The organism is Neisseria montereyensis (assembly GCF_024834045.1).
Taxonomy (GTDB): domain Bacteria; phylum Pseudomonadota; class Gammaproteobacteria; order Burkholderiales; family Neisseriaceae; genus Neisseria; species Neisseria montereyensis.
In genome coordinates this window covers 268,225-282,433 of record NZ_JANUXW010000002.1, presented here as the reverse complement: position 1 = coordinate 282,433, position 14,209 = coordinate 268,225, and the positions used below count along the sequence as shown (strand labels likewise).

The following is a 14,209-nucleotide window of genomic DNA, read 5'->3' as shown; positions in this document are numbered from 1 at the left end:
CTAATTTTTATTAAGTAGTGGTAAAGATGCTCTTAATTATACTCAAATCAGACAAAATGGCAATAAATTATTTAAAAAGTTGAATGCGGATTATTTATTTAGCAAAACTCTATACATTTTGTCTAAACAAACTCTTAAAACAACTGGCTATAGCCAAAAAGAAACGGAATAAAATCAAACCATCCGATTGAAAAACAAAGAAAATAGTGCTGAAAAGAATTAATTAGGCCGTCTGAAACCCTATGTCAACTATGCAAGCCGATAAATAGGTTTTCAGACGGCCTAATCACCTTATCAAAATCAAACGCCCAATACCTGCCACACCCTCAACGCATCCACCGTGGCTTTCACATCATGCACACGGACAATCTGCCCGCCGCGTGCCACCGCCGCAATCGCACCGGCCACACTGCCGTATACCCTGTCTGCGGCATTGGCCTCACCGCTCAACTCGCCAATCATACGTTTGCGGGAAATGCCTATTAATAGCGGCATATCCGTTTGTTGTAACAACAAATCCAAATGCCGCATCAGGGCAATATTGTGTTGTAGCGTTTTGCCGAAACCGAAACCGGGATCCAATACAATACGGCTGCGCCCGATACCCGCCGCTTCGCACACGGCGGCACGCTCGTTCAAATAATCGGCCACTTCTTTAACCACATCCTGATATTGCGGGTTTTCCTGCATGGTCGCCGGCATACCCCGCATGTGCATCAGGCAGATACCGATATCCGGCTGCTCGGCCAACAATGCCACCGCTCCCTCATCGCTCAAAGCGGCAACATCATTAATAATATCCACACCACCCTGTTCCAACGCCTGCCGCATCACCACCGTTCGGCGCGTATCCAAGCTCACCGGAATATCCCATGTGGCCACCTCTTTCAATATCGGCGATACCCGCGCCCATTCGTTTTCGGGCGATACTTCCGCCGCGCCCGGCCGGGTCGATTCACCGCCGATATCCAATATATCGGCCCCTTCGCGAACCAATTGTTCGGCATGTTTTAAGGCCGTCTGAACATCTTTGGAATACACACCGCCGTCTGAAAACGAATCCGGCGTCACATTCACAATCCCCATGACTTTCGGCTCGGTCAAATCCACTTGAAAACGACCTGCCTGCCAATATGTCGCTACCATTACCCATCCTTAAAAATATCAGGCCGTCTGAAAGCAATACGGGCTTTTCAGACGGCCTCATAACCGGAATTATTTCCGTAACAAGAAAAATTCTATCAATATATTTTTGAATATAAAGCCGAATACACCCAGCCCCAATACCAAAAACAATACAAACATACCGAATTTTCCAGCTTTGGATTCTTTACCGAGATTCCATACGATAAAGCCGAGAAAAATCACCAACCCTGTTAACAGGATTTTCAATGCCCAAGCAGAAAAAACTGCTTCATCCATTTTTTTATCCTCAATAATGTATGTTCAGACGGCCTTTATCATAATATATTGACTATCAGGCCGTCTGAAACCATTTGAAACTTAAGCCAGCGCCTGCTGCAAATCGGCAATTAAATCTTGTACGTTTTCCAAGCCAATCGACAAACGCAGCAACCCTGCCTCAATGCCCACCGCTTCTTTGGCCTCTGGCGCCATTCTACCGTGCGTGGTTGTCCAAGGGTGGGTAATGGTTGAGCGAACATCGCCCAAGTTGGCCGTTTTTGAGAACAGCTTCAGCATATCAATCACTTTCCATGCCGCATCTTTGCCGCCTTCAACTTCAAAGCCGATCACAATACCGCCGGATACCTGTTGTTTACGCACCAAATCGGCCTGCGGATGGTCGTCAAACCCCGCATAGTAAACCGCTTTTACCCGTTCATGACCGCGCAACCATTGAGCTACTTTTAATGCGTTGGCCGACTGCCGTTCCATACGCACAAACAAAGTTTCCACGCCGCTGAGCAATACCCATGCACTAAACGGCGACAATGCCAACCCCGAAGAATTGACATACATCGCCATCTCTTTAACCAAATCGGCACGGCCGCACACCACACCGCCCAATACGCGGCCTTGGCCGTCAATCGCTTTCGTAGCCGATTCGACCGCCAAATCCGCCCCGAATTTCAGCGGCTGCTGGATTGCCGGCGAACAAAAACTATTATCCACCGCCAACAGTGCACCCACGCTATGCGCAATATCGGCCAAAGCCTGAATATCGGCAATCTCGCTCAACGGGTTAGACGGTGTTTCGACAAACAGCATTTTGGTGTTTTCTTTTACCGCCGCTTTCCATGCCGCCAAATCGGTTTGCGGCACCAAGGTAATTTCAATGCCGAATTTCGATACGATGCCGTTAATAAACCCCGCCGTCGTGCCAAACAAACTCCGCCCCGCCACCAAATGGTCGCCTGCTTTCAAAAAGGTAAGCAATGCAGCTTGAATGGCCGCCATACCGGTGGCAACGGCCACCCCTTTTTCAGCGCCCTCCAAACAGGCTATACGCTGCTCGAAAGCTGCTACGGTCGGATTAGCCGTGCGTGAATAAGTAAATCCCTCGATTTCTTTGGCAAACAAAGCCGCACCTTGTGCGGCATCGTCAAACATAAAACTGCTGGTTAAAAATACCGCCTGATTGTGTTCCCGATATTCGGTTTGGCTTTTTGCGCCGCGAATGGCCAGTGTTTCCGGGTGAAGTTTATTATCGCTCATGATTCCGTCTCTACACTCAAATACTGTCAACAACAAAGGCCGTCTGAAAAAAGTACGGCCACAAAATTGTCAACATTTTGCGCCTATTTATCTTGGCTTTCAACCTTCTCACGCCTATCTGCTTTGGTTACAGCCTGCTATCGCTATATTTAATCATTTAATATGAATACATCGTAATATAAATATTTATTCATATGGAATGAATATTTATGGTGTAACAATTATTTCACATACAATTTCCTTAACAAAATCATAAACATATTTTACAAAGCAAAATAAAATAAAAATAACCCATTGAAAAAAAAAAAAAAAAAATGAAACAATTGTAATGCAGTAAAACAATGAAAATAAATAGTAAACCGACTTTTCCCTTAAAAAAGGACTTTTAATTATGAAAACTACTTTATTACTCTGTCTCTCCGCACTTATTTTAACGGCTTGCGGTAGTGGCGGCGGAGCCGGCCCTGTCGTTACACCCGACGGCACAAAAATCAATCTTGATGTAAGCGACAAAGGCTTAATTGGCGGACAAACAGATGATGGGGAAATTGTAGGCTGGCATCAAGATGCTTCATTCTACGGCGCATGGGTGAACAGCAGCCATCAATTCCAAGAATTAAGATATCAAGGTACGGCAACACCTGTACAAAATATTCCTAATAATGGCAAAGCCACCTATTACGGCAATGCCGTACGCTTCGACAGCATTAACGAAGAAATTTTAACCGATGCCACTAGCCGTATTAACGTTGATTTCGGACGTAAAACCGTAAGCGGCGAAATAACCATGCCCGGCCTACGCCGTGATATTACTTTACACGAAGGCCGTTTGAATGGCGCTGATTACTCAGGAAGAGCAAGCGTACTTGGCAACAGTGGAGGAAGTTACAACGGCGGATTATTCGGTAAAAACTACGAAGAAACCGCAGGAATAGTTAAATTTGACAATAACCCGTCGCTCGATACCGCTTTTGGTGGCAAACGTTATTAATAAATCGGTTATAAATAGAAGGAAAATATAAAATGACACTAAAGTCTTTATGTTCATTCAGTCTTATATCACTACTCCTCACAGCATGTGGCGCTACAGGCGCTCCTTTTATGAACATGGAACAACCTGCTGAAGGCCAAAGCAAAATCTATGTTTACCGTACTAAATCAATAAAAGGCGGTGCTGTTCATTTTGATGTCAATGCCAATGAAACGTATATCGGCCATTTACGCAATGGCGGTTATATCGCTGCCGACGTAGTACCGGGTGATTATGAAATATGGGCTAGAACCGAAGCTAAAGGCGGTGTGAACATTCCTTTAAAACCCAATGAAATCCAATGTGTCAAAGCTTCCGTAGGTTTTGGTTTACTCGTAGGCCGTCCTAAGTTTCAACAAGTTCCTTTAGAACAATGCCAAGCTGAAATCACCAATACGGTACACAGTATTTAAAACAAAGGAAAACTTACTCTAATTGCTCCAAAGGCCGTCTGAAATTCAGATGGCCTTTCTTTATATTTATATATATTCAACTATGATTCCGTTTCTACACTCAAATACTGTCAACAACAAAGGCCGTCTGAAAAAAGTACGGCCACAAAATTGTCAACATTTTGCGCCTATTTATCTTAGCTTTCAACCTTCTCACATTCATCTAATTTATTTCATACCTGATATTACCGAATTAAACTATTTAACATTAATACATTGTATATAAATATATATTTTATTTATTTTGAATAAAAAGTATATGGCGTAACAATTATTTTCCATATAATTTTATTAACAAAATCATAAACATGTTTTACAAAATAATAGCGAAACAAAATAACCTATTGAAAAAAAAAAAAAAAAAAATGAAACAATTGTAATGCAGTAAAACAATGGAAAAGAAATAGTAAACCGACTCTTCCCTTAAAAAAGGCCTTTTAATCATGAAAACTACTTTATTACTCTGTCTTTTCGCACTTATTTTAACGGCTTGCGGTAGTGGCGGCGGAGCCGGCCCTGTCGTTACCGATTTTGGTGGCAAACGTTATTAAAGTGATTTTGAATAGAAAGAAGCCACAAAATGACACTAAAATCCTTATACTCATTAAGCCTTTTATCACTATTCATCACCGCATGCAACGCAACGGGCACTCCTTTTACAAGTATGGAACAACCTGTTGAAGGCCAAAGTAAAATCTATGTTTACCGTACTAAATCAATAAAAGGCAGCACAGTGCATTTTAATGTCAATGCCAATGAAATACACATTGGTCATTTACGCAATGGCGGTTATATTTCTGCCGACTTAGCACCGGGTAAATATGAAATATGGGCTCAAACCGAAGGTATGGATATTCCTTTAAAACCCAACGAAATCCAATGTGTCAAAGCTTCCGTAGGTTTTGGTTTACTCGCAGGCCGTCCTAAGTTTCAACAAGTTCCTTTAGAACAATGCCAAGCTGAAATCACCAATACCGTACACAGTATTTAAAACAAGGGAAAACTTACTCTAATTGCTCCAAAGGCCGTCTGAAATTCAGACGGCCTTTCTTTTATATATATTTTCAACAGAGCAATAAGCTATCTGTCTTTCAAACTGCTTTGCTATATAATCATCCGATAACTTTCAGACGGCCTTTTCATTATTATGCTCGATTCCCATGCTTTAGATTTCGACCGCCGCCATATCTGGCACCCTTATACGTCGATCAGCAACCCCTTACCTGTTTACCCCGTTGCCCGTACCGAAGGGGTCTACCTCGAACTTTCAGACGGCCGCCGTTTGATAGACGGCATGTCGTCTTGGTGGTGCGCCCAACACGGCTACAACCATCCCGAATTGGTGGCGGCAGCTAAAAAGCAGTTGGATACCATGCCGCATGTGATGTTCGGCGGCATCACCCACGAACCGGCCATTCGTTTATGCCAACGCCTGAAAACCATGCTGCCCGACAACCTCGACTGCATTTTTTTGGCGGATTCCGGTTCGGTAGCGGTAGAAGTTTCCTTGAAAATGGCCTTGCAATACTGGCATGCACGCGGGGAACCGCGCAGCAAATTCCTCACCATAGCGCGCGGTTATCATGGCGACACCTTCGGCGCAATGAGCGTATGCGATCCGGTTAACTCGATGCACAGCTTATACCGCCATTTTCTGCCCGAACACATTTTTGCTTCCCCGCCGCAAAGCCGTTTTGACGGCGAATGGCAGGCCGAAGACATCGTGCCTTTTCAGACGGCCTTAACACAACACCATACCGAGATTGCCGCCGTGATTTTAGAGCCGGTGGTACAGGGCGCGGGCGGCATGCGCATTTATCATCCCGAATATTTAAAACAGGTGCGTTCATTGTGTGACGAATACGGTATTCTGCTCATTCTCGATGAAATCGCCACCGGCTTCGGCCGCACCGGCAAATTGTTTGCCTGCGAACATGCCGGCATTCAGCCCGATATTATGTGCATCGGCAAAGCCTTAACCGGCGGTATGATGACGCTTTCGGCAACCGCCACTTCCCGCCATGTAGCCGAAACCGTTTGCAGCGGCGAAGCGGGCGTTTTTATGCACGGCCCTACTTTTATGGGCAACCCGCTTGCCTGCACCGTTGCCGAAGCCAATATGCAGATTTTGCAGCGCAACGAATGGCCGCAACAGGTTGCCGCTATCGAACAACATTTTCAGACGGCCCTCACCCCGTTGCGGCAACAGGAAAATGTGGCCGACGTCCGTATTATCGGCGCCATCGGCGTAGTCGAAACCCGACGGCCTGTCGATATGGTCGCCATACAGCGCTTTTTTGTCGAACACGGCGTATGGATCCGGCCTTTCGGCAAATTGATTTATCTGATGCCGCCGTTTATTAGCACGCCGGCACAATTAACACGGCTGACCGACACCATTGGCGCAGCAGTCAGCCGCAACGACTTATTTCTCTAAATCATATTAAACAGATAAAGGAAAAATGATGGATTTAAAAGAAACGCAATTGAGCTCCGAGCCGATTTTTCAAGGCACTTTTGTTACCATTGCCCGCGATGCCGTCCGCCTGCCCAACGGCAAAGAAGGCACACGGATTGTTATCCGCCATCCCGGTGCCGCCTGCGTATTGGCGGTGACCGATAAAGACGAAATCGTATTGGTACGGCAATGGCGCTACGCCTGCGACCAAGCCCTACTCGAACTGCCCGCCGGCAAGCTGGATATCGAAGGCGAAGACCCGGCCGAATGCGCCCTGCGCGAGCTGGCGGAAGAAACGCATTTCAATGCCCAAAGCGTTAAATTACTCCACACGTTTTACACCGCACCCGGTTTCTGCGACGAGCTGATGTATCTGTATCAGGCCGAAGGGGTTAAGGAAGGCAGTATTTTGGAAAACGATGAAGACGAGTTTACCGAAACCGTACTGCTAACCCGCGACGAAGTGAAAGCCGCATTAAAAAACAATGAAATACAAGATGCCAAAACCCTAATCGGTTTGCAATATTGGCTATTGAACAGTTAATCCGTCTGCAATGAAATTAATAATACAAAGGCCGTCTGAAACTTTCAGACGGCCTCGGCATGATTAAAAGTCGCTTACGACCCGTTCAATAATTTAAGCGGAATTTCACAAACGGGAATCGGATTAATCTTATGCTGCATGGCTTGATGAAGCCGTATATAAATTTCCAATACTTCACGTTGGCGGCCTTCAAAATCTTCAGGGCGGTTCCAACCGTGTACGCTCATCGCCCATTCCAATTCGGGATAAGTCGCGCCCATTTGTTGTTCGTCGGTGCGGTCGGTATCCCACAAGCCGTCGGTCGGCTGGGCTTTTTGAATAGACTCAATCACTTCCAATTCGGCCGCCAATTCATATACCTGCGTTTTCAATAAATCGCCAATCGGACTGATATCGACACCGCCGTCGCCGTATTTGGTGAAAAAGCCGACCCCGAAATCTTCAACTTTATTGCCGGTACCGGTAACCAAAAAGCCGTTGATTTGGCCGTAATAATAAAGCGTCGTCATACGCAGGCGCGAACGGGCGTTGGCTAAGGCAAGCTGTTTGGCCGGATATTCGCTTTCGTCCACTTCAACCGTTTCGGCAAAGGTATTGAACGACGGGGTTAAATCCACGCTCAGGGCTTTTACATTAGGAAACCGCTGCTTCAGGTCTTCAATATGTGCCAGCGCCCGCTCGCGTTGGTCTTCTTTCTGGCGGATAGGCATTTCCAACAACAATGTCGGCAGCCCGGTACGGGCGGCTAAAATAGAAACGACGGCAGAATCAATCCCGCCCGACACACCGACGACAAAACCTTTAGAATGGGCGGCGGCATGATAATCTTTCAGCCAGCCGGTGATATGGTCGATAACGGCTTGTGTTTGCATGGCGTGTCCTTTACAGCGTTTTTAAAAAATAAAGGTTTTGTTGAAACATCCGACCGGTAATCCGTATATTTACCTTACTTTCACAACCGGTCGTTTACGATAAATAAATAATTTAAAAAATGCAATATAACTTGATTTAAGGCCATCTGAAAGGAAAGTTTTCAGACGGCCTTGTTTACGGCTGGAATACATGAAAAAATGTTGCATCTACTGCACAAATTTCGACACGATAAGAATCCTATAAGTTTCGGATAGGTACGTTTTATATCCTTTTTTTACAGTCCGACACCACCGCAAACCATTACCTTATTGCCGATACCGACAACCTAATATCCGTATATATCGGCAGACCGGTTAGGGAAATATAAATATTTTCCCTTTTTACTTACTGCCTGTAATAATGCTTAAAGGAAGCCCATGTCTTTTTTAGATAAGTCAAAAACCATAGCGGAACCCGGATTCAACCGCTGGCTGGTTCCACCTGCCGCTTTAGCCGTCCACCTCTCTATCGGACAAATCTACGCTTATTCCGTATTTAACGCGCCGCTCACCAAAATCATCGGCATCACCGAATCCGCACCGGACGACTGGCAACTCACCACCGTCGGCTGGATATTCAGCATTGCCTTGGCCGTATTGGGTGCATCGGCGGCTTTATTCGGCACTTGGATGGAACGCGTCGGCCCGCGTAAAGCCATGTTTGTGGCGGCATGTTGTTTCGGTTTGGGTTTTTTGGTGTCGGCACTCGGCGTATCCCTGCATAATTTATGGCTGCTCTATTTGGGCAACGGTGTTTTAGGCGGCGTAGGCTTGGGTTTGGGTTATATCGGGCCGGTATCAACGCTGATGAAATGGTTTCCCGACAAACCCGGCATGGCGACGGGTTTGGCGATTATGGGCTTCGGCGGCGGCGCGATGTTGGCTTCGCCGTTATCGGTGGCTTTAATGAATACTTTTTCCAGTGCATCGTCTACCGGCGTTGCCGCTACGTTTGTGGTGCTGGGTATTTTTTATTTTGTTTTTATGATGTTCGGTGTGTTTACCATCAAAATCCCCGCCCCCAATTGGAAACCGGCCGGATTTGTCGCCCCAGTTAAAAGCAATAAATTAGTCAGCCAAAACCATGTGAATGTAAAACAGGCCATGAAAACGCCGCAGTTTTGGTTACTGTTCGGCATTTTGTGTTTGAACGTGACTGCCGGTATCGGCGTACTCGGGCAGGCATCGGTGATGATTCAGGAATTGTTCTCTACCACATCAGTCGGCGCAGATGCGGCTGTCGGCGCTGCCGCCGCAGCAGGATTCGTCGGCCTGCTGAGTCTGTTCAATATGGGCGGACGGTTTTTCTGGTCAAGCATCTCCGACAAAATCGGCCGTAAACCTACTTATATGTTATTTTTTATACTCGGTGCGATTTTGTATTTTGCCATTCCCACCATTGGCGAAAGCGGCAATAAGGCGCTGTTTGTGATTGGATTCTGCGTGATTATGTCGATGTATGGCGGCGGGTTTGCCACCATTCCGGCCTACTTGCGCGACTTATTCGGCACATTCCAAGTCGGCGCGATTCACGGCCGCCTGCTGTTGGCTTGGTCGACCGCCGCGGTTTTAGGACCGGTATTGGTCAATTATATCCGTCAGGGGCAGATTAACAGCGGCGTACCGGCGGCGCAAGCTTACAGCATCACCATGTATATTATGGCGGCATTACTGATTGCCGGTTTGGTATGTAATTTACTGGTGAAATCCGTACATGAAAAACATCACGATAAAAGTATTCATGATGCGGCACAAAGTCATAACCCCAAAGATGAAACCACGCTTTCCGATGCTTATTTGGCAGCTGAAGAAGTATCACACGGCGGCATCAGCGTATGGTGGCGTTGGGCGGTCGTGGCTATTCCGCTGGCCTACGGTGTGATTATGGTGTTTGTGAAAGTGGTGGACTTATTCCGATAAACCAATGAAGTTTATACAAGGGGATTTCAGGCCGTCTGAAATCCCCCTTTTATTAATAGCGCCCCCAAATCTAACAAGGGCTTGTTGTGTTGCTATTGTCGATTGATTATGGTTACAGAAAAGGCCCCTTCACCGCCCACTTCTGCTCCTCGATAAACAGTATCGTCTTTAAATCGACATTCATTTTGATTGTTAATCTACCTAAAAAACATGTTTTATGGCATCAATATATATTAGCAAGAGCCGGTATTATCGGCCATTTGTCATATTATATTTCCTTTGTTTTTTGGTGACTATAAATACCCCATTCAAGCGGTTTATGCCGTATAATTAGCAGGCTAAAAAACCACAACCGAAAAACCTTGTAAACCGCTGGATAGCGGCGCGGCGCTGCTTTACAATACTGTCTCAAGTGAGAAACGGAGTGTATTTATGGCAAAAAAATATTTTGGTACCGATGGCGTGCGCGGTGAAGTGGGTACTTTTCCGATTACCCCCGATTTTGTATTAAAACTCGGTTATGCGGCAGGCCAAGTATTGGTGCAGCACGACAGCGAACATAAGCCAACCGTATTAATCGGCAAAGACACCCGTATTTCAGGCTATATGCTTGAGGCTGCCTTGATAGCAGGTTTTACCGCTGCCGGCGTGAATGTGATTCAAACCGGCCCGCTGCCGACACCGGGCGTTGCCTATCTGACCCGTGCCCTACGTTTGTCGGCCGGCGTGATGATTTCCGCTTCGCATAATGTTTATTCGGATAACGGTATCAAATTTTTTGCCGAAGGCGGTGTAAAACTCAGCGATGAAATCGAATTGGAAATCGAATCCAAACTCGATGAAGAATTAAAAACCCAGCCCTCCGACAAACTTGGCCGTGCCCGCCGAATCAGCGGTTCGGATGATCGCTATATCGAATTTTGCAAATCAACATTCCCAGCCAATCTTGATTTGCGCGGTTTAACACTGGTTGTCGATACCGCCAACGGTGCGGGTTATCATGTGGCACCGAAAGTTTTCCATGAATTGGGGGCTAAAGTCGTCACCATCGGCGACGAGCCGAACGGCTATAATATTAATGAAAAATGCGGAGCAACCCACCCTAAAGCCCTGCAAGCGGCGGTTTTGCAAAATGAAGCCGACTACGGCATCGCGCTCGACGGCGACGGTGACCGCCTGATGATGGTGGATAAAAACGGCAAAGTTTACGACGGCGACCGCCTGATTTATGTGATTGCCAAAGCCCGTGCCGCCGAAGGCATAGAAATCGGCGGTGTGGTCGGCACTGTTATGACCAATATGGGGATGGAATTGGCGCTGAAAGAGCAAAATATTGCGTTTTGCCGCGCCAAAGTCGGCGACCGTTATGTACTCGAACAGCTTCAACAGCGCGGTTGGTTAATCGGTGGCGAAGCCAGCGGCCATATTTTGTGTATGGACAAACACAATACCGGCGACGGCATTATTTCCGCACTGCAAGTATTGGCGGCTTTGCGGATCCTCAAACAAGACCTGCCGAGCGTATCTGCCGACTGGCGTGCTTTCCCGCAAACCATGATTAATGTGCGCATCCGTAAAGGCTTGGATTGGGAAAGTGCATCGAAACCCGTTTTGGAAGAAGTTGAAAAAGAATTGGCAGGCAAAGGCCGCGTAGTTTTGCGTGCTTCCGGTACCGAGCCCGTGGTGCGTGTTATGGTGGAAGCATCTGATGCAGAATCAGCCAAAAAAGGCGCGGAACGCATTGCCAAAGCCATTGAAAATGCCGTTTCCGCCGATAAGGCGTAAAAACAAGGTAAAATATCACAAAAATATATTAGCCATATCCGCCCTTTTTCAGACGGCCTGTTATCAGCAAACGAATAGAGCCGTCTGAAAATTTATTTTTAACATTTAAAATAATGAAGTATTCAAGGGAAATATTAAGTCAGTATATCAATATGGTTCAGACGGCCTGATTCAGATAGAACCCTACTATATTCCATATAATCAAACCAATAAGGAACACAAGCTGTATGCTTGCGATTTTAGAAGCTTTTTTTATTCAATACGGTTACGCAGCAGTATTTTTCGTACTACTGGCCTGCGGGTTGGGCGTACCGATTCCTGAAGACGTAACCTTAGCTGCCGGCGGAGTCATTTCGGGGCTAGGGTATAAAAACGTTCACCTGATGGTTTTAGTCGGCTTACTCGGTGTTTTAGTCGGTGACGGCATGATGTTTATGGCCGGTCGTCTTTATGGCCATAAAATTTTAAAGGTTCGTTTTATCGCACGGGTAATGACACCGAAGCGTTATGCTCAAGTACAGGAAAAATTTGATAAATACGGCAACCGCGTATTATTTGTCGCCCGCTTTTTACCCGGCTTGCGCACGCCTATTTTTATTAGTGCCGGTATCAGCGGAAAAGTTTCCGTATTACGCTTTATTATGATGGACGGCTTAGCCGCCTTAATTTCCGTACCGATATGGGTATATATCGGTGATTATGGTGCAGAAAACCGAGAATGGCTGATGCAGAAAATCCACCAATTCCAATACGGTTTATTTGTGGTTATCGGCATTATTCTGTTGGTATTATTGTTTTTTTGGTGGAAAAAACGCCGCCGTCTGAACTTTTACCGTAAAAATATCCGTCTCATACGTAATAAGCGAAACGAATCTAAAAAACGTTAAAGTAAAGCCTCATCGGCTTTCTTTCCCAAGATTGAAAGATTAAGTTGGAATCATTTACTTCAACTTAATCTACTTATCCCCGAAATCAAGTAATATATTACTTTATAAATATTTTTCCTTATACATAAGCACCAGCTATAAGAACCAATACCAATAAATTATCTTTTTAATATGGCTTTACCTGAATGATAGGTAAAGCCGTCTGAAAAATAATCAGGACACAAATATGACAGAAAATATTTACGGCGACGGCGCATTCCGACGTACATCCTTAAAAGGCTCCACCATAGAAAATACTTACGCCGGTGCATTATCCTTTATGCGCCGACGTTATACCCGTGATTTAAACGGTGTTGACGTGGTCGTATCAGGCGTACCGTTAGATTTGGCAACCACTTTCCGCCCCGGCGCACGTTTAGGCCCTGCTGCCATCCGTGCCGCCAGCGTACAGCTTGCCGAATTAAACCTGTTCCCTTGGGGCTTCGATCCTTTCGATGATTTGGCCGTTATCGACTATGGCGACTGCTGGTTTGACGCGCACCAACCGTGGACAATCCGCGAAACCATCGTGCAACACGCCCGCGATATTATCAACAATAGTTCTGCCAAGATGCTCACATTCGGCGGCGATCATTTTATTACCTACCCCCTGCTGCAAGCCCATGCCGAAAAATATGGCAAACCTTTAAGCCTGCTGCATTTTGACGCCCATTGCGATACTTGGCCGGATGATGCCCCCGAATCGCTCAATCACGGCACCATGTTCTATAAAGCCATTAAAGAAGGCCTGATTCAGCCTGAAACGTCGGCACAAGTCGGTATCCGCACATGGAACAGCGATTTTATGGGCATGAATATGCTGTTTGCACCGTGGGTAAACGAAAATGGTATAGAGGCAACGGTAAAACGCATTTACGATATTATCGGCGACAACCCCGTCTATATCACTTTCGATATCGACTGCCTAGATCCCGCTTTCGCACCCGGCACCGGCACCCCCGTGCCCGGCGGTTTGAATTCCCATACCGCTTTAGGCATTATTCGCAGTTTGGGTGATTTGAATATTGTCGGCATGGATGTTGTGGAAGTTTCCCCTGCTTACGACAATGCCGAAATCACCGCCATTGCCGCCGCCCATGTGGCCGCGGATATGCTTTGCCTGATGAGAAACAAAAAAGTAGCCGGCAACCTTTAATCTGCTACCTGATAATAAAAGGCATCGACAGTTTAATCTCAACTATCGATGCCTTATTTTTAATCATAAAATACCAATGAAAAAAATTCCTAAAAAATATACCCATATTATTTTCTCATTTTATACCTCTGCCATTATGGTATTTATTGTGAGCAGCATATTAACTATATTAAACAATGGACTATCAAATTTCCTAAGCCACCTTTTCCAAGCCTATATTGTTGCTTGGCCAATCGCTTTTCTCAGCCTGTTGGCTATCAAACCATTGGTTTCAAAACTGGTCAACCTAACCGTCGAAAATTAAACCGCAATATTCTATTCTTTCAGACGGCCTATATGATAAAAAGCCTG

The 14,209-nt window shown here is 45.9% G+C and carries 14 protein-coding genes; 10 read left to right on the top strand and 4 right to left on the bottom strand.

All coding sequences use genetic code 11. From position 1 onward, the window contains the following. Positions 1-300 precede the first annotated feature (300 nt). The 3 genes from folP to metZ all read right to left on the bottom strand — a co-directional run bounded on the left by folP (position 301) and on the right by metZ (position 2,676). Complete coding sequence (folP, locus tag NXS09_RS03645) at positions 301-1,146, bottom strand: dihydropteroate synthase (protein ID WP_259291193.1); 846 nt, start codon at positions 1,144-1,146, stop codon at positions 301-303. A 69-nt stretch (positions 1,147-1,215) separates the two neighbouring features. Further along, a complete protein-coding gene (locus tag NXS09_RS03640; RefSeq protein ID WP_259291192.1) occupies positions 1,216-1,422 on the bottom strand; it encodes a DUF2788 domain-containing protein in 207 nt (68 codons plus the stop codon). Between the two features lie 81 nt (positions 1,423-1,503). Beyond that, positions 1,504-2,676, bottom strand: a complete 1,173-nt coding sequence (metZ, locus tag NXS09_RS03635) for an O-succinylhomoserine sulfhydrylase (protein WP_259291191.1) — start codon at positions 2,674-2,676, stop codon at positions 1,504-1,506. Positions 2,677-3,067: 391 nt separating this feature from the next. Here metZ and NXS09_RS03630 point away from each other — a divergent pair, with 391 nt between their 5' ends. The 5 genes from NXS09_RS03630 to NXS09_RS03610 all read left to right on the top strand — a co-directional run bounded on the left by NXS09_RS03630 (position 3,068) and on the right by NXS09_RS03610 (position 7,160). Beyond that, positions 3,068-3,667, top strand: a complete 600-nt coding sequence (locus NXS09_RS03630; protein WP_259291190.1) for a Slam-dependent surface lipoprotein — start codon at positions 3,068-3,070, stop codon at positions 3,665-3,667. A 110-nt stretch (positions 3,668-3,777) separates the two neighbouring features. After that, entirely contained in the window at positions 3,778-4,119 is a 342-nt protein-coding gene (locus NXS09_RS03625) for a DUF2846 domain-containing protein (protein ID WP_259291189.1), read from the top strand. A 619-nt stretch (positions 4,120-4,738) separates the two neighbouring features. After that, positions 4,739-5,149, top strand: coding sequence for a DUF2846 domain-containing protein (locus NXS09_RS03620; RefSeq protein WP_259291188.1), 411 nt, complete (start codon positions 4,739-4,741; stop codon positions 5,147-5,149). Between the two features lie 156 nt (positions 5,150-5,305). After that, positions 5,306-6,595 (top strand): adenosylmethionine--8-amino-7-oxononanoate transaminase, encoded by a 1,290-nt coding sequence (gene bioA / locus NXS09_RS03615; protein ID WP_259291187.1) that lies wholly within the window; start codon positions 5,306-5,308, stop codon positions 6,593-6,595. Positions 6,596-6,623: 28 nt separating this feature from the next. After that, positions 6,624-7,160, top strand: coding sequence for an NUDIX hydrolase (locus NXS09_RS03610; RefSeq protein ID WP_259291186.1), 537 nt, complete (start codon positions 6,624-6,626; stop codon positions 7,158-7,160). A gap of 74 nt (positions 7,161-7,234) precedes the next feature. Here NXS09_RS03610 and nadE read toward each other — a convergent pair whose 3' ends face one another. Next, the gene (gene nadE / locus NXS09_RS03605) at positions 7,235-8,032 is read right to left on the bottom strand and encodes an NAD(+) synthase (protein ID WP_259291185.1); all 798 of its coding nucleotides are present in this window, start codon (positions 8,030-8,032) and stop codon (positions 7,235-7,237) included. A 417-nt stretch (positions 8,033-8,449) separates the two neighbouring features. On the opposite strand from nadE, the gene NXS09_RS03600 reads away from it, so the two are divergent. The 5 genes from NXS09_RS03600 to NXS09_RS03580 all read left to right on the top strand — a co-directional run bounded on the left by NXS09_RS03600 (position 8,450) and on the right by NXS09_RS03580 (position 14,162). Next, a complete protein-coding gene (locus tag NXS09_RS03600; protein WP_259291184.1) occupies positions 8,450-9,991 on the top strand; it encodes an L-lactate MFS transporter in 1,542 nt (513 codons plus the stop codon). 432 nt (positions 9,992-10,423) lie between these two features. Next, complete coding sequence (gene glmM / locus NXS09_RS03595; protein ID WP_259291183.1) at positions 10,424-11,776, top strand: phosphoglucosamine mutase; 1,353 nt, start codon at positions 10,424-10,426, stop codon at positions 11,774-11,776. Between the two features lie 227 nt (positions 11,777-12,003). Beyond that, complete coding sequence (locus NXS09_RS03590) at positions 12,004-12,663, top strand: DedA family protein (RefSeq protein WP_259291182.1); 660 nt, start codon at positions 12,004-12,006, stop codon at positions 12,661-12,663. Between the two features lie 226 nt (positions 12,664-12,889). Further along, positions 12,890-13,858, top strand: coding sequence for an agmatinase (speB, locus tag NXS09_RS03585; protein ID WP_259291181.1), 969 nt, complete (start codon positions 12,890-12,892; stop codon positions 13,856-13,858). Positions 13,859-13,934: 76 nt separating this feature from the next. Then, complete coding sequence (locus NXS09_RS03580; RefSeq protein ID WP_259291180.1) at positions 13,935-14,162, top strand: DUF2798 domain-containing protein; 228 nt, start codon at positions 13,935-13,937, stop codon at positions 14,160-14,162. Positions 14,163-14,209 lie beyond the last annotated feature (47 nt).

Coding starts and splice junctions, on each gene's coding strand:
- folP (WP_259291193.1), bottom strand. CDS start 1,146: ATGGTAGCGACATATTGGCAGGCAGGTCGTTTTCAAGTGGATTTGACC.
- NXS09_RS03640 (WP_259291192.1), bottom strand. CDS start 1,422: ATGGATGAAGCAGTTTTTTCTGCTTGGGCATTGAAAATCCTGTTAACA.
- metZ (WP_259291191.1), bottom strand. CDS start 2,676: ATGAGCGATAATAAACTTCACCCGGAAACACTGGCCATTCGCGGCGCA.
- NXS09_RS03630 (WP_259291190.1), top strand. CDS start 3,068: ATGAAAACTACTTTATTACTCTGTCTCTCCGCACTTATTTTAACGGCT.
- NXS09_RS03625 (WP_259291189.1), top strand. CDS start 3,778: ATGAACATGGAACAACCTGCTGAAGGCCAAAGCAAAATCTATGTTTAC.
- NXS09_RS03620 (WP_259291188.1), top strand. CDS start 4,739: ATGACACTAAAATCCTTATACTCATTAAGCCTTTTATCACTATTCATC.
- bioA (WP_259291187.1), top strand. CDS start 5,306: ATGCTCGATTCCCATGCTTTAGATTTCGACCGCCGCCATATCTGGCAC.
- NXS09_RS03610 (WP_259291186.1), top strand. CDS start 6,624: ATGGATTTAAAAGAAACGCAATTGAGCTCCGAGCCGATTTTTCAAGGC.
- nadE (WP_259291185.1), bottom strand. CDS start 8,032: ATGCAAACACAAGCCGTTATCGACCATATCACCGGCTGGCTGAAAGAT.
- NXS09_RS03600 (WP_259291184.1), top strand. CDS start 8,450: ATGTCTTTTTTAGATAAGTCAAAAACCATAGCGGAACCCGGATTCAAC.
- glmM (WP_259291183.1), top strand. CDS start 10,424: ATGGCAAAAAAATATTTTGGTACCGATGGCGTGCGCGGTGAAGTGGGT.
- NXS09_RS03590 (WP_259291182.1), top strand. CDS start 12,004: ATGCTTGCGATTTTAGAAGCTTTTTTTATTCAATACGGTTACGCAGCA.
- speB (WP_259291181.1), top strand. CDS start 12,890: ATGACAGAAAATATTTACGGCGACGGCGCATTCCGACGTACATCCTTA.
- NXS09_RS03580 (WP_259291180.1), top strand. CDS start 13,935: ATGAAAAAAATTCCTAAAAAATATACCCATATTATTTTCTCATTTTAT.